A 16,965-nucleotide genomic window follows, 5' to 3' on the forward strand; every position below is an offset into this window, starting at 1 on the left:
TTGCGCGGCGGGTATGCCGCCGCGCACGTTACCTGAATGCTCAATAAGGGCTGTCGACGTTGCCCATCTCGACATAGACGGTCTTGATCTGGCTGTAATGGGCAAGGGCTGCAACGCCGTTTTCGCGCCCGATACCGGACTGCTTGTAACCGCCGAACGGCACTTCCACGGGCGTCAGGTTATAGGCGTTGATCCAGCAGGTGCCTGCCTTGATCTGGCCGATCACGCGGTGACCGCGCGCGATATCGGCGGTGAAAACACCCGCCGCCAGACCGAATTCGGTATCGTTAGCCCGTGCGATGACTTCATCTTCGTCCGAAAATTCCAGAACGCTCATGACCGGTCCGAAGATTTCTTCGCGCGCGATGGTCATGGTGTCGGTCACGTCGGTAAAGACGGTCGGTTCGATGAAGTAACCCTTATCGAAGCCCTGTAGCTTGGGAATGCCGCCGCCGCAGGCAAGCGTTGCGCCTTCGGCTTTGCCTTTTTCGATATAGGAGAGAACCTTGTCGCGCTGGGCGCTGTTGACGAGCGGCCCCATCTGGGTGGCTTCATCCAGCGGGTCGCCGATGCGAATCTTGCGCGTGCGCTCGACCAGCCGCTCGACAAAACGTTCGCGAACCTTCTTATGCACGAAGACGCGGGTGCCGTTGGAACAGACCTGTCCGGTCGAGTAGAAATTGCCCAGCATCGCACCGCCGATGGCGCTTTCGAGATCGGCATCGTCGAACACGATCAGGGGCGACTTTCCGCCTAGTTCCATCGTGACGTGTTTCAGATGTTCGCCTGCCTGCGCCATGATGCGTTTGCCGGTCGGAACCGAGCCGGTCAACGAGACCTTGGCCGTCTGGCGATGATTGACGAGCGCCGCGCCCACATCGCCGTAGCCCTGAACGACATTGAAGAGGCCATCGGGCAGCCCAGCTTCCTGATAGGCTTCCGCCAAAGCAAGGGCCGAGAGGGGCGTGTTTTCCGATGGTTTGAAGATGAAGGCGTTGCCCATGGCGAGTGCGGGAGCGGATTTCCACGCGGCGATCTGGATCGGATAGTTCCACGCGCCGATACCGACGCAAATGCCCAGCGCTTCGCGCCGCGTATAAGCGAAGGAACCGCCGAGTTCCACGAATTCACCGTTGAAGCCGGAAATAATGCCGCCGAAAAACTCCAGCGCATCGGCAGCCGAGGCCGCATCCGCAACCAGCGTTTCTTGAAGCGCTTTGCCGGTATCGAGCGTTTCGAGCTTAGAGAGCTTCTTGTTCTTCTCGCGCAGAATTTCCGCCGTCCGCCGCAAGATGCGACCGCGTTCGACGGGCTTCAACGCCGCCCATGCTTCCTGCGCCTTCATCGCCGCCGCATAGGCGCTTTCGATCACGCTTGGCGTGGCGGAATAAAGCTTGGCGATCTGTTCGCCGGTCGCCGGATAAATCACGGGAAGCGGCTTGCCGTTTTTGTCTTCCACGTATGACCCGCCGATGAAGTGCGAGGCCTTGGGTTGTGCTTTCATGGTGTGTTCCTTCGAAAAGAAGGGAATAGGGCAGTAGGGGAATAAGGGAGTATGTTTTGGCTGCGAACAACATACTCCCTTATTCCCCTATTCCCTTACTCCCCTAACTAGCGGTCCGACACCTGCCAGCGCGGATTGATCCACGGCTCCTGATTGGAGCGTGCCAGCGGTGTGCGGCCAAGGATATGATCGGACGCTTTTTCGCCGACCATGATCGATGGCCCGTTGAGATTGCCATTGGTGATGCGCGGGAAGATGGATGAATCCGCCACGCGCAAACCTTCAACGCCGATCACGCGGCATTCAGGATCGACCACCGCAAACGGATCGTCAACCGCGCCCATCTTGACCGTGCCGCACGGGTGGAATGCACTTTCGACATGCTCGCGGATGAAATTGTCGATTTCATCATCGGTCTGCACTTGCGCGCCGGGCTGGATTTCCGCACCGCGATAGGGGTCGAAGGCCGCTTGCCCGAAAATCTCGCGGGTCAGTCGCACGCAGTGGCGGAAATCGGCCCAGTCGTCTTCATGCGACATATAATTGAATTGGATGACAGGCTTTTCACGCGGGTTGGCGGAACGCAACGTCACGCTGCCACGCGACTTGGAGCGCATGGGCCCGACATGGGCCTGGAAACCGTGCGATTGCGCTGCGGCCTTGCCGTCATAGCGGATCGCCACCGGCAGGAAGTGATACTGAATATCAGGATATTCCACGCCCGCTTTGGAGCGCACGAAGGCGGCGGATTCAAAATGGTTGGTCGCGCCGTCGCCGGTTTTGAAGAACAGCCATTCGGCTCCGATCTTCGCTTTAGAGAACAGGTTCAGCTTGGAATAAAGCGTGATGGGTTGGGTGCATTCCTGCTGGATATAGACTTCCAGATGGTCTTGCAGGTTCTGCCCGACGCCGGGGCGGTCCGCTACTACCTCGATGCCGTGTTCTTTCAGATGCGCCGCCGGACCGATGCCGGACAACATCAAAAGCTTCGGCGAGTTGATGGAGGAAGCGGCGATGATCACCTCGCGCCGCGCGTGGATGGTCGAGAAACTGCGTCCCGCCTCGATCTCCACGCCAACGGCGCGCTTGCCTTCAAGCACGATCTTGCGCGCAAGCCCCTTGACCAGCTTGACATTCGGGCGCTTCAGCGCCGGTTTCAGATAGGCATTGGCCGCAGACCAGCGACGACCATTATAGATCGTCTGCTCCATGGGTCCGAAGCCTTCCTGCTTCTGGCCGTTATAATCTTCCGTCACTTCAAACCCGGCCTGATGGCCCGCTTCGACAAAGGCATGAAACAACGGATTGTCGCGCTTACCGCGTTGGACATGCAACGGCCCGTCGGTTCCGCGCCAGCCTTCTTGCCCACCATGCGCGTTTTCCATGCGCTTGAAATAGGGGAGCACATCGGCATAGGCCCAGCCCTGCGCGCCGCTTTCCGACCAGAAGTCGTAATCGCGGGCATGGCCGCGCACATACACCATACCGTTGATCGAGGACGAACCGCCCAGCACCTTGCCGCGCGGCGTGACAAGGCTGCGCCCGCCAATATGCGGTTCCGGCTCGGTGGAAAAACCCCAGTCATAGGTTTCCATATTCATCGGAAAGGAGAGGGCGGCGGGCATCTGGATCAGAGGCCCGACATCCGGGACGCCATATTCAATAACGATTACCGAATAGCGCCCGTCTTCCGACAGGCGATAGGCCATGGCCGAACCGGCGGAGCCGGAGCCGATGATGACGAAATCCGCTTCCATGCTCATGTTCCCACCGACAGCTGAACTGCAATATAATCTTCCACCAATGCAATGGCGGATTGGGCGTCGGGCGCGTCGGCACCGAGCGCATGACGAATGTAAAGCCCGTCGATCATCGCGCCCGCACCTTCAGCAATGCGTTGCGCCCGCTCGCGGCCCGTGAGTTGCTCCAGCGCGAAGACCAGATTGGAATGCAGGCGGCGCGCATAAATGCGCAAAAGTCGCCGCGTGTCTTCCGACTGCTGGGCGTGCACATAGAATGTCAACCAGGCGGCGATGGTTTCCTGCGTGAACTGCGCAGCGGAAAAATTGACGGCGATGATGGCTGCAATGCGTTCGCGCGGCGTTTCCGTCAGCTTCACAGCCTCATTGAGATCGCGGCCCAGTTCGCGCAGCAAATGGCGCATCGTGGCGAGGATGAGCTTGTCCTTACCGCCGAAATAATGATGCGCGAGCGCAGGCGAGACGCCCGCTTCATGGGCGATCTGCGCAACGGTCACATCCAGCGAACCGCGTTGTCCGATGGTGCGTATGGCAGCGTCGATCAGTTCACGCCGCCGCAGGGGTTCCATCCCGATCTTCGGCATCGTCTCAATCCTTGTCCGATTTTCAGACCTGTTGAGCTATTTTATCTTTGATTGACTCATCAATCAATAAAAACTGTGCCTTGGTTTGGATGGCGCGGACCGAGCGGGGAGAAGGCTTGCCGGGGCGTTACGCGCCGCCTACATTCATGAAATGAGCAGAGCTTTTACAAAAGAACAGGATGATGCGCCGACCGATCTCGGCGAGCGTCCGATCAGTCCGCATCGCAATCTTGTCACGCCGACCGGCCTGAAGATGATGGATGACGAGATTGCGCGTCTCCAGCGTGAACTTGCAGAAGCCAATGTCGCCGGTGAACGCTCGGCCATCGCGCGCATATCGCGTGACCTGCGCTATTGGACGGTGCGGCGCGAAACGGCGGAATTGTCCGTGCCGGATACCGACAGCGATGTGGTGCGGTTCGGCATGACCGTGGAGCTGGAAAATCTGGACGATGGCAACAGCCGGACATGGACCATCGTGGGCGAAGATGAGGCCGATCCGTCAAGCGGAAAGATCTCGCATGTCGCGCCGGTCGCCATCATGCTGTTCGGTAAGCCTGCTGGCGATGTGCTGAAGATCAACGGCAAGGATTGGGAAATCGTGTCGATCAAGGCTCAAATTTAGTCTTCCACCACCACGCTGTGATCGCGGAAGAAGGCGGCAGCACCATTTTCGTCGATTTCACCGGATGCTATACCCATTGTAAAACTGTAGAGCAGACCGTCATCGGCGGTGAGCATATAACCGTTGATCGCCAGAAAGGTGACCGCGGTAACAATTGCCGTGCGCTTGTTGCCATCCACGAAAGCATGGTTGCGACCCAGTCCGAAGACATAGGCCGCAGCGATGTCGGCATGATCGGGATCGCCGTAGACAACTTTGTTCTGCGCCCACCCCAGCGCGGATTCGAGCGCGTTTTCATCGCGCAGCCCCTGCGCGCCTCCATGCCGCTGCAACTGCTCGACATGGATGGCTTCAACAACGCGACGTGACAGAAAATGCCAGCTCATTCGGCGAGCTTCTGCAAGGCGACCTTATATTTGTCCATGACTCTGCGAGCCGCTTCCATCTGCTGCTCGAAACTGTCGTCTACGGGTTCCAGCGAAAGACCGCTCTGCGTCTCGACGAGTTGCAGCTTGTCGCCGGTTTTCAAATTTAGCCGTTCGAGCACTTCCTTGGGCAGGATCACGCCTTCGGAATTGCCGATCTTGCGCAAAGTGACGTTCATGGCTTTTCTCCTATGTTATAACCGATGATATAACATAGTTGCACTCTTGTCGAGAAGAGGGCTCAGAGCCAGCCTTTGCGGCGGAAATAATAGAGCGGCAGCAGGGCCGAGGCGACCATCAATCCGAGCGCCATCGGATAGCCCCAGGGCGATGTTAGTTCCGGCATGAAGGAAAAGTTCATGCCGTAGATGGACGCGACCAGCGTTGGCGGCATGAAGCCCACGGCGGCGACGGAGAATATCTTGATGATGGCATTCTGCTCAACCGAAATTAGTCCGACGATGGTGTCGAGCAGGAAGGTGACTTTGTTGGACAGAAAATCCACATAGGCAGTCAGCGATTGCATGTCGCGTTCCAGGGACTTGATCCAGGAGCGGGTTTCCTTTTTTCCCGTCGCCGGATTGCTGGTTGCTGAAAGATAGACCAGCATGCGGCTTATGCCTGCAAGACTTTCACGCATGCGCGACAGAAAGGTTCCCTGACCGCCGATCTGGGTCAATATGTGCCGGAAATCCTGCGTCGTCATTGGTCGCGCCTTCGGCTGGCGGCGATAGATGGAGTGCGAAGCGGCGTCAATCTTGCCCGCCACACCTTCCAGAATATCCGCCAGGCGATTGGTGGTGGCTTCGGTGATGCCGAGCATGATCGAAAGCCCGGTGCATTTGGCGGAAATCAGCCCGTTACCCGGCTTGGTGGAGCGCAGAATATAGGTGGTGAAGGATTTGGGGTCGGCATAGCGCACGGTAATCAGGCGCGAGCCGTGCAATATGAAGGTCACCGGCGCGAGTTCGCGATGATCGAGATCGACGGCATGGAGGATGGGCACGGTGAGATATTGTGCGCCGTTTTCCATGTAAAAGCGGCTCGATTCCTCGATCTCGGTCATGTCTTCGCGGGTAGGGATGGCAATGCCGGTCCACGCCTCGACAATATGATCTTCATTGACGCCGGGTGTGGAAAGATCGATCCAGATCACGCTGTCCGGTAATGGTGTGCCCGGTTCGACTTCCGTTTTCTCAAGGTGATCTCCGGAAAGGCTGTAGAGCGTGATCATGCTGGCACCTGCTGGCTGCGAATGAAAATACAATCTGCGCGAAAATTGTTAGAGCATTTTGAAGCCAAATGAAAATATTTGGGCGCACGCAAGTGCGGGATTAGCCCGGACTGTGACAAGATAATCGCGCCTGTTGACAGGTTTAGCGCGCTCCGCTAATTCATCAAGTCATCCGATGAATTTGGCAAGCTCTATGAAGACGGTTTCACGCAAAAGCCTGACGGAAGCGGCGACGCAATCCATTCGTTCCGAAATCACGTCGGGGCGCTGGGCTGTGGGCGAGCAACTGCCGAATGAAGCCCAGCTTTCGGCGCGGCTTGGTGTCAGTCGTGGCACGGTGCGCGAGGCCGTCCGGGCGCTTGTGGCACAGGGCATGCTGGAGACACGTCAGGGCTCGGGCACCTATGTTCGTTCTAAGGCCGACACGGCGCGGAGTCTGAACCGCATACGCCATACAAGCTTGCGCGACCGGCTTGAAATGCGTGCGGCGCTGGAAGTGGAGGCTGCGCGCCTGGCCGCGCAACGCATAACGCCGCAGACGATTGCGCATCTGGAATCTATGCTGGCTTCACGCGGTCTGCGCGAGGAGACCGACCGGGCGACGTTCGTTGAGCGCGATTTTGCATTCCATGAAGCCATCGCCGCAGCTTCCGGCAACGATGCGCTGATCGAAGTTTATGGCTTCTTTTCCGCATCGATCCGCGAATCGATTGAAGCCACGCTGGATGGCGAACTGCCGGAACCGGATTATGAGGCGCATCGCCAGATCGTTGATGCCATCGCGACCGGCGACCCGGACAAGGCCAGCGCGACGGTTCGTCGTTTTATGGCGCCGCTGATTGAAGAACTGGAAAGGTTGCTCGCATCATGAGCCGCATCAATGCCGTGCCTCCCGCAGCACGGGTGGAGTACACCATGCCATCGCAGCCGGAACAGCTTGTTGATGCTGAAGCGGACAGCGTTCCGCCGCCCTCTGCGCCGCAAATGCCGAGCAAGGCTTCACGCATCCTGCTGGGGCTGAGCCTGGTGCTGATTGCCGCCAATTTGCGGCCGGTTTTCTCCAGTGTTTCGGTGCTTTTGCCGGAAATCATCGATGGAACCGGCATGTCGTCGCTGGCCGCGGGCGTGCTGACGACTTTGCCGGTTGTCTGCCTTGGCGCGTTCGCGCCTTTCGCGCCGCGTCTCGCCCAGCGTTTCGGCGCCGAGCGTGTGCTGCTGGCCGTGCTGGTTGTGCTGACCATCGGCACGGCGCTGCGTGGTGTCGGGTCTTTCTGGTCGCTCTATATGGGCGCAACACTCGCCGGGGCGGCGATTGCCATGGGCAATGTGCTGCTGCCAGGGGTGGTGAAGCGCGATTTTCCGAAGACCGCCGCGATCATGACCGGTCTTTACACCATGGCGCTTTGCGGTGGTGCAGCTTCGGCGGCGGGCTTCACGATCCCGATCAAGAACATGCTTGGCGGCTCGTGGAATCTCGCTCTGGCGTTCTGGGCCATTCCGGCGGCGCTGGTTCTGGTGTTGTGGCTGCCGCAGGCGCTGCGCAGCAAGCACAATGTCGCGCATTCGGGCTTCCGCGTCGTGGGCCTTTGGAAAGATCCGCTTGCCTGGCAGGTGACGCTTTTCATGGGGCTGCAATCGTCGACGGCCTATATCGTGTTCGGCTGGCTGGCGCCGATCCTGCGCGAGCGGGGTATGAGCCCGGCTGCGGCGGGCGGTCTGGTGTCGTTTTCGATCATGGCGCAGGTCGTGACATGCCTGCTGATCCCGTCCATTGCGGTGCGTCAGAAAAGCCAGAGCTTTATCAATGTCTTTCTCTGCGCCTGTGCATCGCTTGCGCTGATCGGCTTTCTCTATCTGCCGCAATGGAGCTTCTGGATACTGGCAATCATTCAGGGCATCGGGCAGGGCGGATTGATTGCCGCTGCAATGATGGTGATCGTGCTGCGCTCGCCGGATTCGCATACGGCGGCGCATCTGTCCGGCATGGCGCAATGCGTCGGCTACATTCTCGCGGCCATCGGGCCGCTGGTCGTCGGCATGATTCACAGCGCGACGGGAAGCTTTGCCGCAAGCGGCCTTTTCTTTGTGATTCTGTGGATCGGGGCCAGTATTAATGGCTGGCTGTCAGGACGCGCCCGCCATGTGGGGGCGAGAACGATAAACAAAGAGGCATAAACAAAAAACCCCGGCATTGCCGGGGTTTTTTCATTACAGAGTGTTCGTTCTCAGACGAACTGGCCGAGACCCGGGATCGAGCCGATCACCGCATCGACCGGTGCATCGCCGGCCTTTTCCTTGGCGAAGCGGATGGTTTCTTTGGCGACGCCGGAAATTTCACCCATGCCGAGACCAGCGCCCATGAGCTGCGAGCCAAGGCCCATCACGCCACCCATCAGGTTGGACAGAAAGCCGCCGCCCTTGACCTGCGCAACGGCTTCTTCCGCACCCGGAATAGCGGCCAGAAGCTGCTGAACCTGATCCGCCGGGCCTTCCTTCTGAAGGAATGCGAGGATCATGCCGACAGACTTTTCTGCCGTCGCGGCATCGATGCCGACATTCGAGGTGATGCGTGCGATCAGTTCTTCCATGGAAACTCTCCCAAAAATCTTACGTTTACGTAATATGCATTCTCGCTATCGCTTTGCAAGCTTGTCCGGATCAAAAATATAGGGAAATTTTTCAGCTTTTGTGACAGCAAAACCGGTTCTCTCTGTGGAGCATGGGCTTTATCGTTGTCGCATGACGATGCGGCAGTTATATCTGAAAAAACTGCGCTGTGGATGTGCCGGTCGAAATGAGGAGCAAATCGCCTGATGACTGCTGACGATGCAATTTTCCTTGGCGCAAGCCGCAAGCCCGACGATTCCTACCAGCAGCCGGAATATCTGGCGCTGAAATATGGCAACAGGCACGGTCTGGTCACCGGCGCGACGGGTACGGGTAAGACCGTGACCTTGCAGGTGTTGGCGGAAAGCTTTTCCGCCGCCGGGGTGCCGGTCTTCTGTGCCGATATCAAGGGCGATCTGTCGGGCATTGCCGCTATCGGCGTTGCAAATGACGGCCTGAACAAGCGGGCCGAGGAAATCAAGCTCAAGCCTTACGAGCTGCGCGCATCGCCGGTCATTTTCTGGGATATTTTCGGCGAGCAGGGACACCCGGTTCGCGCCACCATTTCCGAAATGGGGCCGCTGCTGCTGTCGCGCCTGATGAACCTCACGGAAGCGCAGGAAGGCGTGTTGAATATCGCTTTCCGCCTCTCGGACGAAGAAGGCCTTCTGCTGCTTGACCTCAAGGATCTTCAGGCGATCCTCAAGGAAATGGCGGATCGTTCCGCCGAGCTTTCCGGCAAATATGGCAACGTCAACAAGGCGTCGGTCGGCGCGGTGCAGCGTTCGCTGCTGGTGCTTGAACAGCAGGGCGGGGCCAAATTCTTCGGCGAACCGGCTTTGACCATTGCCGACCTGATGCGCACGACGACGGACGGGCGCGGCGTGGTCAGCGTGCTTGCCGCCGACAAGCTGATGATGAGCCCGCGCCTTTATTCGACGTTTCTACTCTGGCTGATGTCGGAACTGTTTGAAGCGCTGCCGGAAGTGGGCGACCCGGACAAGCCAAGGCTGGTCTTTTTCTTCGACGAGGCGCATCTTCTGTTCGATGAAGCGCCGAAAGCGCTGGTCGACCGTGTCGAACAGGTCGTGCGTCTGATCCGTTCCAAGGGCGTCGGCGTCTATTTCGTGACGCAGAACCCGCTCGACGTGCCGGAAACGGTTCTGGCGCAGCTCGGCAACCGCGTGCAGCATGCGTTGCGCGCCTATACGCCGCGCGAGACCAATGCGGTGAAAACCGCCGCCGATACGTTCCGTCCCAATCCGGATTTCAAGACCTTCGATGCAATCACCAATCTGGCGACGGGCGAGGCGCTGGTCTCGACCTTGCAGGCCAAGGGCGTGCCGTCCATGGTGCAGCGCACCCTGATCCGCCCGCCATCGTCGCGCATCGGCCCGCTGACGTCGGAAGAACGCGCCAGGATCATCGCCGCAAGCCCGGTCTCGGGTCAGTACGATACGGTTGTTGATCGCGATTCAGCATTCGAGATGCTGGCGCGCAAGGCGCAGAACGCGACGGTCGAGCAACAGAAAGCCAAGCAGGAGGAAGAAGGCGGCGGCGGAATACTTGGCGACCTCCTCGGCACGGCATTGGGCACGGGCAAGCGCTCAGGTCGTCAGACCGTTGCGGAAACAGCCATGAAGTCCGTCGTGCGTACGGTCGGCAATTCGCTGGGTCGCGCATTGGTGCGCGGCATTCTCGGCAGTTTCAAGAAGTAAGGGAATAGGGGAATAAGGGAGTAAGGGATAAGATTTTCAGGCGGCAAAAACATACTGCCCTATTCCCTTACTCCCCTACTCCCTTAACTCACATCACCAGGATCTGAGACTTCGGCGGCACGCGATCGTAAAGATCGATGATATCCTGATTGAGGAAGCGCACGCAGCCCGACGAAACCGCTTTGCCGATCGACCACCATTCCGGATTGCCGTGCAGGCGATAGAGCGTGTCCTTGCCGTCCTGGAAGATGTAGAGCGCACGCGCGCCAAGCGGGTTCTTAAGGCCCGGAGCCATGCCGCCATTGGCAGCGCTGTACTGGACCAGTTCCGGCTGACGGGCGACCATTTCATCCGGCGGCGTCCAGCGCGGCCACTGGCGCTTGTACTGGATCACAGCGCGACCGGACCATGCAAAGCCTTCTCGACCGATGCCGACGCCATAGCGCAGCGCCTGACCATTATCGAGCACGAGATAGCAGAAGCGGTTGGAGGTATCGATGACCAGCGTGCCGGGCATTTCGCCGGTCGGGTCCTGTACGACCTGACGCAGATAACGCTTGTCCATCTTCTGGATCGGGATCGCCGGAAGCTGGAAGCCGCCATCGTTGACGGAAGCATACATCTGCTCCCAGCCGCCAAAGGACGAATCCACATTGGCCTGCGGCGTTCTGTTGATCGGGTTGCCGGACGCATCGACATCGATGATAGGAACATTCTGTCCCAACTGGGCGCAACCGGCGAGACCGGCAGCCGCAGTGGCAGTCATTGCCGTCAGGAAAGAGCGGCGGGTGAGGGTCGTTTGCATAAGAAAACCAGACTAGTGACGGGAGGGTTACGAATACAACAATCAGGGTTAACGAAGTGCGACCAAACCAGATATGGTAGAGGCGCCGTGGGTGGAAGGCACGGACTCGGGTAAGTGTTTCCCGAAGCCTGAAGATTTGACTGACCGGAAAACGCCCTAGAATTGTGGCGCCGAGCCGGTGTGAATAGGGCCTAAAAGTGGCGAAAAGCCCCCCGTTGCACGCGTGTTGCGCTCACGACACAATTTTGCGGGCAATCAGCCTATTTGGAAGAAGCCCGGTAATTCAAATTTTAGTGAAATATTCTTTTTCGCCGCTTGGCGTGTCAGCCAAGAAGCTGGAGACTCGGCAAAATCAGGGCAGGCGCGAACGCTTTATACTCGTCCGGTTGGCCCGAACGATTGATCCACACGCCGCGCATGCCGAACTTGACCGCGCCCGCCACATCCCAGCGATTGGACGACTGGAAGGAGATCGCGGACGGATAAAGCCGCCATTGCATGGTGATCAGCTCATAGGCCGAAGGCGAGGTCTTGTATTTGCGCACGGCATCGACCGAAATGACATCATCGAGAAGAACGTCGAGGGCCGCCGATTTCACGGCGGCTTCCAGCATGGCAGGCGAGCCGTTCGACAGGATGGCCAGTCGTGCGCCGCGATCCTTAAGATTTTTGAGCGCTGCGGGGACTTCCGGATAACAATCGAGTTTCCAATAGGCGTCGAGCAGGTCGTTGCGCAGCGACGGATCGACGGAAGGATAGCGCGCAAAGGCGAAATCCAGCGACTCTTCCGTCAGCTTCCAGAAGTCGCTGTAAGCGCCCATCAGGCTCAGCACCCATGAATATTCAAGCTGCTTGGCGCGCCACAGTTCCGAAAAGGCGCGCCCGTCGGGCCCGGCCTTGTCCGCATGCCGCCGCACCGCCGAATGGACATCGAACAATGTGCCATAGGCGTCGAAGACATAGGAACTAATTGTACCGGACACGGTTACCCCTTTATCGATGCGGCGATGCGGAAATCCTGAATGGGGTTCATCCTACTGTGATTTCAATAATATTTCATTGCCGCTCACGCGGTTGGGGCCTATGTAGAGTCCGCACGCAATTTTTCGGGTAGGCAACCGCATTGCCCGCCGCGCGTTGAGAGATAAAGAGGAGAGTTTCCAATGGCTTTCGAACTGCCCGCCCTTCCATATGACTATGAAGCACTTGCGCCTTTCATGTCGCGCGAGACGCTTGAACTCCACCACGACAAGCACCATCAGGCTTATGTCACCAACGGCAACAAGCTGCTTGAAGGTTCCGGCCTCGAAGGCAAGAGCCTGGAAGACATCGTCAAGGAAAGCTACGGCAAGAATCAGGGCCTCTTCAACAATGCCGGCCAGCATTACAACCACATCCATTTCTGGAAGTGGATGAAGAAGGGCGGCGGCGGCAACAAGCTGCCAGGCAAGCTTGAAAAGGCAATCGAATCCGATCTCGGCGGCTTCGCCAAGTTCCGCGAAGATTTCATCGCTGCTGGCGTCGGCCAATTCGGTTCGGGCTGGGCATGGCTCTCGGTCAAGGACGGCAAGCTGGAAATCTCCAAGACGCCGAATGGCGAAAACCCGCTGGTTCATGGCGCAAAGCCAATCCTCGGCGTCGACGTGTGGGAACACTCCTACTATGTCGATTATCGCAACCTGCGTCCGAAATATCTCGAAGCTTTCGTCGACAGCCTGATCAACTGGGATTACGTGCTGGAAATGTACGAACAGGCATAATGCCAACCCATTGATGTTATGGGAAAAAGCCCCGTCCATGCGGGGCTTTTTTTGTATGCATTCGGAATGGCGAGGCTTTTTTCTTCTTATTGAGCTGTCCAGTAAAATGCTCAAATTAAACAGTACTAATTCTATCATGTTTTTCACGTTATCGTGAAGGAATTGTATAAACCTCTGTAATGTGCGCGTTTTACTTTTCTTGATGGTGATATGTTGGGAACGATCGTTGCAATGGCAGAGATTGTATCGGATATTTTGCCAATAGATCGGTTTTGTTCAATGAAATGCGGAGGACTACATGCGCTTGTTTTTTCCTGCACTTGGTTCTGCGGCAGTGCTCGTCGCCAGTATCGGGTTGGCACAGGCCGATGCGATTGCTGATCGTCAGGCCATCATGAAGGATCTGGGCCGTTCGGTTGGCCAGATCGCGCCGGTGGTCAAAGGCGAAAAGCCGTTCGATGCAGCGGCGGTTCTGGCGGCGCTTGAGAAAATTGACGCCGACGCCAAAAAGCTCGATGTCGATACGCTGTTCCCGGCGGGGTCAGATCAGGGCGACACCGAAGCTTCGCCGAAAATCTGGGAAAACAAGGACGATTTCGTCAAGCATGTCGAAAAATTCCGCACCGATGCAGCCGCTGCTCTGGCTGCCAAGCCGCAGGATGTAGATGCGCTGAAAACGGCATTTCAGCAGGTCGCTGCCAATTGCGGTTCCTGCCATCAGGCCTATCGCGTCAAGAAAAACTGATCAGCTTTGCAAGACCGGCAGTTTCGTTTGATACCGAAACTGCCACAATGGAATGGGTAGGATGGTCCGCAAACTGGCATATGCCGCGGGCGCTGTGCTTGTCATTGGCGCTGCCGCCTTCTGGATTCTGACCACGCCGCAAAAAGTGGATAGCGCCGTTCTGGCTTCCATGAAGCCCGGCGATGCGGTGCGGGGTGAACAGGTTTTCTGGGCGGGCGGTTGCGCCTCTTGCCATGCGGCGCCGGGCGCTGCAGGCGATGCGCGCAAGGTGCTTGCTGGCGGGTATGAGCTGGTCTCGGATTTCGGCACCTTCGTCGTGCCCAATATTTCGCCGTCCGAACAGGGCATCGGCACCTGGACCATTCAGGATTTCGCCAATGCCATGCTCAAAGGCGTCGGAAAGCAGGGCGAGCATCTCTACCCGTCCTTTCCCTACACATCCTACACCCGAATGGAGCCGCAGGATGTGGCCGACCTCTACGCGTTTATGAAGACATTGCCGCCATCGGATAATGTCGCAGCACCCCACAAGCTTGGATTTCCCTTCAATATTCGCCGCAGCCTCGGCATCTGGAAGCATCTTTACCTGTCGGATGCGCCCGCCGTGGATATTGCCGATGCATCCGACCTCGTGACGCGCGGACAATATCTGACCGAAGCGCTCGGTCATTGCGGCGAGTGCCACACCCCGCGCAATCTGATTGGCGGGCTGCAAACCAGCCAATGGCTGGCGGGCGCGCTATCGGCGGAAACCGGCAGCGACGGTAAGAAGAGCGTGGTTCCGAATATCACCACCGGCGAGGGCGGTATTGGCGATTGGAGCGAAAACGATATCGCCTATGCGCTGCAAAGCGGCTTCACGCCCGACTTCGATTCGCTTGGGGGATCGATGACGGACGTGGTGTCCAATATGGCGCATCTGACCGAGGCCGACCGCGCTGCAATCGCAGCCTATCTGAAAGCCATTCCACCGCATGCCAATGGCTATAAGACGCAATAACAGGTTTAGGCGGTTTTGATTTCTTCCAATTCGAGTTCTTCGATCATGGTTTGCCGCATGACGAATTTCTGGATTTTCCCGGTAACGGTCATGGGGAATTGATCGACAAAGCGGATATGCGCCGGGATTTTATAATGGGCGATCCGCTGCTGGCAGAAGCTGACCAGTTCCGCTTCGTTCAGGCGTCCGTCCTGACTGAGCTTGACCCAGGCGCAGATAACCTCGCCAAACCGGCGGTCGGGAATACCGAAAATCTGCACATCGCTGATCGCCGGGTGGGTGAACAGGAACTCTTCGATCTCGCGGGGATAGATGTTCTCGCCGCCGCGAATGATCAGGTCCTTGATGCGCCCGACAATGTTGCAATAGCCCTCCGCATCGATGGTGGCGAGGTCGCCGGTATGCATCCAGCCCGCATCATCGACAGCGCCCGCCGAGCTTTGCGGATCGTTCCAGTAACCGCGCATGACGCTATAGCCTCGCGTCAGCAACTCGCCCTTTTCGCCGCGTGGAACAATCCGGCCATCTGCATCGACAATCTTGACTTCCAGATGCGGATGGATGCGGCCAACGGTTGAAACGCGCCTTTCCAGCGGGTCGTTGGTCGAGCTTTGAAAACTGACGGGGCTCGTTTCGGTCATGCCGTAAGCGATGGTGATTTCGCTCTGGTGCATTTCGCTGATCACCCGGCGCATGATTTCGACTGGGCACGGCGATCCGGCCATGATGCCGGTGCGCAAGCTCTGAAGATCAAAGGTTGCGAACTCGGGATGATCCAGCATGGCGATGAACATGGTCGGCACACCATGCAGTCCGGTGCATTGTTCATCCTGCACCGTCTGCAATGTCAGAAGCGGATCGAAACTGTCATTCGGGATCACCATGCAGGCGGCATGGGTCATGCAGGCCAGATTGCCGAGCACCATGCCGAAGCAGTGGTAGAATGGTACGGGAATGCACAGCCGGTCCTGTTCGGTGAGGCGCATGGCTTCGCCGACGAAAAAGCCGTTATTGAGAATATTGTGGTGGGAGAGGGTTGCACCCTTGGGACTGCCCGTGGTGCCGCTGGTAAACTGGATATTGATCGGATCGTCGAATTGCAGCTCCTCCGACAGCCGGCGCAGTTCGTCGCGCGCGGCCTCATCGCCTGCGACGGCAACCGCATCGAAATTCATCATGCCAGCGGTCTGTTCTTCGCCAAGCCGGATCACACAGCGCAGGGCAGGCAGCCGTTCCGCCACGAGATGGCCAGGCCGCGCGCTATCGATTTCCGGCACGATAGAGCGCAATATATCCAGATAATTGCTGGTCTTGAGCGATGGCGCGAGGATCAGCGCCGAACATTCGACCTTGGCAAGCACATATTCCAATTCATGCGTCCGATAGGCCGGATTGATATTGACGAGGATCAGGCCCGCTTTCGCCGTGGCAAACTGGGTCAATATCCATTCCAGATTGTTTGGCGACCAGATGCCGACCCGTTCGCCGGGGCGCAGGCCAATGGCGAGGAGCCCTTCTGCAAGGGCGTCAACGCGAGCGTTCAATTCTGCATATGTCAGGCGGATATTCTGGTGACGGACGACCACTGCTGCCCGGTCGGGATATTGCCGGGCGATGCGGTCGAGATGATTGCCAATCGTATCGCCGATCAGAAGCCGGTCACTCGCGCCATGAACATAGCTCGCCTGCTGCATAGTCGATCCTCCCAAATCGATTTCAGCCCCCCGATAGTGTTCTTCTCGTTCCCCTTATGCGGCCCCGCGCTTATCGTCCGACAATGATATTGCCATTTTATGGTGCTGCCAAAAATTGCAGTTTTTTGGGCGGCGTTTATCGCTTGATGCAGCGGGCAACTGTTGCCGGACCGGCATTGGTATATTTGCTCTGCATGGTATAGAGCCAGCCTTTGCACTCGGACAGGTTGGTGAAGCAGCGCATGCGATCGACTGGAACGATGCCGTCCATGCTGACCATGGGGGAATCGTCCACACCGCTGAACTGACCGAAAATAATGCCGCTGCCCTTTGGCGGCGCGCTGCAGCGCCGTCCCGCATATTCGCTCACGTCTTTCCGCACTTGCGCATTCGCGCCCGTGGTGGCGGGCACAAGGGCTGGAAGCGCCAATGCCAAGCTCGCCAGAAAAGTCACGCATCCGGTTTTCATGATGCAATCTCCATGACGACATTCAATCTGCGATA

18 protein-coding genes are annotated in these 16,965 nt (G+C 58.0%); 7 read left to right on the forward strand and 11 right to left on the reverse strand.

The window, feature by feature from the left end:
• Positions 1–40: 40 nt before the first annotated feature.
• The 3 genes from betB to betI form a co-directional block, all read right to left on the reverse strand.
• Positions 41–1,504: a betaine-aldehyde dehydrogenase gene (gene betB, locus ABWW11_RS04270; RefSeq protein ID WP_121535438.1), complete on the reverse strand. Its 1,464-nt coding sequence runs from the start codon at positions 1,502–1,504 to the stop codon at positions 41–43.
• Between the two features lie 107 nt (positions 1,505–1,611).
• Positions 1,612–3,261 (reverse strand): choline dehydrogenase, encoded by a 1,650-nt coding sequence (betA, locus tag ABWW11_RS04275; RefSeq protein WP_121535441.1) that lies wholly within the window; start codon positions 3,259–3,261, stop codon positions 1,612–1,614.
• 2 nt (positions 3,262–3,263) lie between these two features.
• Positions 3,264–3,848: a transcriptional regulator BetI gene (gene betI / locus ABWW11_RS04280; protein ID WP_121535444.1), complete on the reverse strand. Its 585-nt coding sequence runs from the start codon at positions 3,846–3,848 to the stop codon at positions 3,264–3,266.
• A gap of 151 nt (positions 3,849–3,999) precedes the next feature.
• Between betI and ABWW11_RS04285 the strand changes: the two genes are divergently transcribed.
• Positions 4,000–4,473 (forward strand): GreA/GreB family elongation factor, encoded by a 474-nt coding sequence (locus tag ABWW11_RS04285; protein WP_121535447.1) that lies wholly within the window; start codon positions 4,000–4,002, stop codon positions 4,471–4,473.
• Here the strand turns inward: ABWW11_RS04285 and ABWW11_RS04290 are convergent.
• The 3 genes from ABWW11_RS04290 to ABWW11_RS04300 all read right to left on the reverse strand — a co-directional run bounded on the left by ABWW11_RS04290 (position 4,470) and on the right by ABWW11_RS04300 (position 6,132).
• On the reverse strand, positions 4,470–4,859 hold the full coding sequence (locus tag ABWW11_RS04290) for a type II toxin-antitoxin system death-on-curing family toxin (RefSeq protein ID WP_121535450.1): 390 nt from the start codon (positions 4,857–4,859) through the stop codon (positions 4,470–4,472). The two genes, ABWW11_RS04285 and ABWW11_RS04290, sit on opposite strands and share 4 nt — an antisense overlap.
• The gene (locus tag ABWW11_RS04295; protein WP_109368573.1) at positions 4,856–5,077 is read right to left on the reverse strand and encodes an AbrB/MazE/SpoVT family DNA-binding domain-containing protein; all 222 of its coding nucleotides are present in this window, start codon (positions 5,075–5,077) and stop codon (positions 4,856–4,858) included. Before ABWW11_RS04295 ends, ABWW11_RS04290 begins: the two co-directional genes overlap by 4 nt.
• 62 nt (positions 5,078–5,139) lie before the next feature.
• On the reverse strand, positions 5,140–6,132 hold the full coding sequence (locus tag ABWW11_RS04300) for a magnesium transporter CorA family protein (protein ID WP_109370193.1): 993 nt from the start codon (positions 6,130–6,132) through the stop codon (positions 5,140–5,142).
• Between the two features lie 193 nt (positions 6,133–6,325).
• On the opposite strand from ABWW11_RS04300, the gene ABWW11_RS04305 reads away from it, so the two are divergent.
• Positions 6,326–7,003, forward strand: a complete 678-nt coding sequence (locus ABWW11_RS04305) for a FadR/GntR family transcriptional regulator (RefSeq protein ID WP_109368574.1) — start codon at positions 6,326–6,328, stop codon at positions 7,001–7,003.
• 44 nt (positions 7,004–7,047) lie between these two features.
• The gene (locus tag ABWW11_RS04310) at positions 7,048–8,307 is read left to right on the forward strand and encodes a CynX/NimT family MFS transporter (protein ID WP_371835946.1); all 1,260 of its coding nucleotides are present in this window, start codon (positions 7,048–7,050) and stop codon (positions 8,305–8,307) included.
• Between the two features lie 50 nt (positions 8,308–8,357).
• Here the strand turns inward: ABWW11_RS04310 and ABWW11_RS04315 are convergent, their stop codons facing one another.
• Positions 8,358–8,720: a hypothetical protein gene (locus ABWW11_RS04315; RefSeq protein ID WP_109368576.1), complete on the reverse strand. Its 363-nt coding sequence runs from the start codon at positions 8,718–8,720 to the stop codon at positions 8,358–8,360.
• Positions 8,721–8,945: 225 nt separating this feature from the next.
• On the opposite strand from ABWW11_RS04315, the gene ABWW11_RS04320 reads away from it, so the two are divergent.
• Positions 8,946–10,457 carry a helicase HerA-like C-terminal domain-containing protein gene (locus tag ABWW11_RS04320; protein ID WP_121535456.1) on the forward strand — a complete coding sequence of 504 codons (1,512 nt, stop codon included), beginning with the start codon at positions 8,946–8,948 and terminating at the stop codon, positions 10,455–10,457.
• An 88-nt stretch (positions 10,458–10,545) separates the two neighbouring features.
• Here ABWW11_RS04320 and ABWW11_RS04325 read toward each other — a convergent pair whose 3' ends face one another.
• Both ABWW11_RS04325 and ABWW11_RS04330 read right to left on the reverse strand, forming a co-directional pair.
• Entirely contained in the window at positions 10,546–11,262 is a 717-nt protein-coding gene (locus ABWW11_RS04325; RefSeq protein ID WP_109368578.1) for a L,D-transpeptidase, read from the reverse strand.
• Positions 11,263–11,585: 323 nt separating this feature from the next.
• Positions 11,586–12,245 (reverse strand): haloacid dehalogenase type II, encoded by a 660-nt coding sequence (locus ABWW11_RS04330; protein WP_235858862.1) that lies wholly within the window; start codon positions 12,243–12,245, stop codon positions 11,586–11,588.
• 180 nt (positions 12,246–12,425) lie between these two features.
• On the opposite strand from ABWW11_RS04330, the gene ABWW11_RS04335 reads away from it, so the two are divergent.
• The 3 genes from ABWW11_RS04335 to ABWW11_RS04345 all read left to right on the forward strand — a co-directional run bounded on the left by ABWW11_RS04335 (position 12,426) and on the right by ABWW11_RS04345 (position 14,767).
• Positions 12,426–13,022, forward strand: coding sequence for a superoxide dismutase (locus ABWW11_RS04335; protein WP_121535459.1), 597 nt, complete (start codon positions 12,426–12,428; stop codon positions 13,020–13,022).
• 298 nt (positions 13,023–13,320) lie between these two features.
• A complete protein-coding gene (locus ABWW11_RS04340) occupies positions 13,321–13,767 on the forward strand; it encodes a c-type cytochrome (protein ID WP_109368580.1) in 447 nt (148 codons plus the stop codon).
• Between the two features lie 61 nt (positions 13,768–13,828).
• Positions 13,829–14,767: a c-type cytochrome gene (locus ABWW11_RS04345; RefSeq protein ID WP_121535462.1), complete on the forward strand. Its 939-nt coding sequence runs from the start codon at positions 13,829–13,831 to the stop codon at positions 14,765–14,767.
• 5 nt (positions 14,768–14,772) lie between these two features.
• Here the strand turns inward: ABWW11_RS04345 and ABWW11_RS04350 are convergent, their stop codons facing one another.
• Together ABWW11_RS04350 and ABWW11_RS04355 are read right to left on the reverse strand one after the other, a co-directional pair.
• Entirely contained in the window at positions 14,773–16,461 is a 1,689-nt protein-coding gene (locus ABWW11_RS04350; RefSeq protein WP_121535465.1) for an AMP-binding protein, read from the reverse strand.
• 136 nt (positions 16,462–16,597) lie between these two features.
• On the reverse strand, positions 16,598–16,930 hold the full coding sequence (locus ABWW11_RS04355) for a metallophosphoesterase (protein ID WP_121535468.1): 333 nt from the start codon (positions 16,928–16,930) through the stop codon (positions 16,598–16,600).
• Between the last annotated feature and the right edge of the window lie 35 nt (positions 16,931–16,965).

Source organism: Brucella sp. NBRC 113783, from assembly GCF_040372265.1.
In the GTDB taxonomy this organism is placed as follows: domain Bacteria; phylum Pseudomonadota; class Alphaproteobacteria; order Rhizobiales; family Rhizobiaceae; genus Brucella; species Brucella teleogrylli.

What these genes read in the sequence shown, in the direction of transcription:
- betB (WP_121535438.1), bottom strand. Translation starts at nt 1,504, where the DNA reads ATGAAAGCACAACCCAAGGCCTCGCACTTCATCGGCGGGTCATACGTG.
- betA (WP_121535441.1), bottom strand. Translation starts at nt 3,261, where the DNA reads ATGGAAGCGGATTTCGTCATCATCGGCTCCGGCTCCGCCGGTTCGGCC.
- betI (WP_121535444.1), bottom strand. Translation starts at nt 3,848, where the DNA reads ATGCCGAAGATCGGGATGGAACCCCTGCGGCGGCGTGAACTGATCGAC.
- ABWW11_RS04285 (WP_121535447.1), top strand. Translation starts at nt 4,000, where the DNA reads ATGAGCAGAGCTTTTACAAAAGAACAGGATGATGCGCCGACCGATCTC.
- ABWW11_RS04290 (WP_121535450.1), bottom strand. Translation starts at nt 4,859, where the DNA reads ATGAGCTGGCATTTTCTGTCACGTCGCGTTGTTGAAGCCATCCATGTC.
- ABWW11_RS04295 (WP_109368573.1), bottom strand. Translation starts at nt 5,077, where the DNA reads ATGAACGTCACTTTGCGCAAGATCGGCAATTCCGAAGGCGTGATCCTG.
- ABWW11_RS04300 (WP_109370193.1), bottom strand. Translation starts at nt 6,132, where the DNA reads ATGATCACGCTCTACAGCCTTTCCGGAGATCACCTTGAGAAAACGGAA.
- ABWW11_RS04305 (WP_109368574.1), top strand. Translation starts at nt 6,326, where the DNA reads ATGAAGACGGTTTCACGCAAAAGCCTGACGGAAGCGGCGACGCAATCC.
- ABWW11_RS04310 (WP_371835946.1), top strand. Translation starts at nt 7,048, where the DNA reads ATGCCATCGCAGCCGGAACAGCTTGTTGATGCTGAAGCGGACAGCGTT.
- ABWW11_RS04315 (WP_109368576.1), bottom strand. Translation starts at nt 8,720, where the DNA reads ATGGAAGAACTGATCGCACGCATCACCTCGAATGTCGGCATCGATGCC.
- ABWW11_RS04320 (WP_121535456.1), top strand. Translation starts at nt 8,946, where the DNA reads ATGACTGCTGACGATGCAATTTTCCTTGGCGCAAGCCGCAAGCCCGAC.
- ABWW11_RS04325 (WP_109368578.1), bottom strand. Translation starts at nt 11,262, where the DNA reads ATGCAAACGACCCTCACCCGCCGCTCTTTCCTGACGGCAATGACTGCC.
- ABWW11_RS04335 (WP_121535459.1), top strand. Translation starts at nt 12,426, where the DNA reads ATGGCTTTCGAACTGCCCGCCCTTCCATATGACTATGAAGCACTTGCG.
- ABWW11_RS04340 (WP_109368580.1), top strand. Translation starts at nt 13,321, where the DNA reads ATGCGCTTGTTTTTTCCTGCACTTGGTTCTGCGGCAGTGCTCGTCGCC.
- ABWW11_RS04345 (WP_121535462.1), top strand. Translation starts at nt 13,829, where the DNA reads ATGGTCCGCAAACTGGCATATGCCGCGGGCGCTGTGCTTGTCATTGGC.
- ABWW11_RS04350 (WP_121535465.1), bottom strand. Translation starts at nt 16,461, where the DNA reads ATGCAGCAGGCGAGCTATGTTCATGGCGCGAGTGACCGGCTTCTGATC.
- ABWW11_RS04355 (WP_121535468.1), bottom strand. Translation starts at nt 16,930, where the DNA reads ATGAAAACCGGATGCGTGACTTTTCTGGCGAGCTTGGCATTGGCGCTT.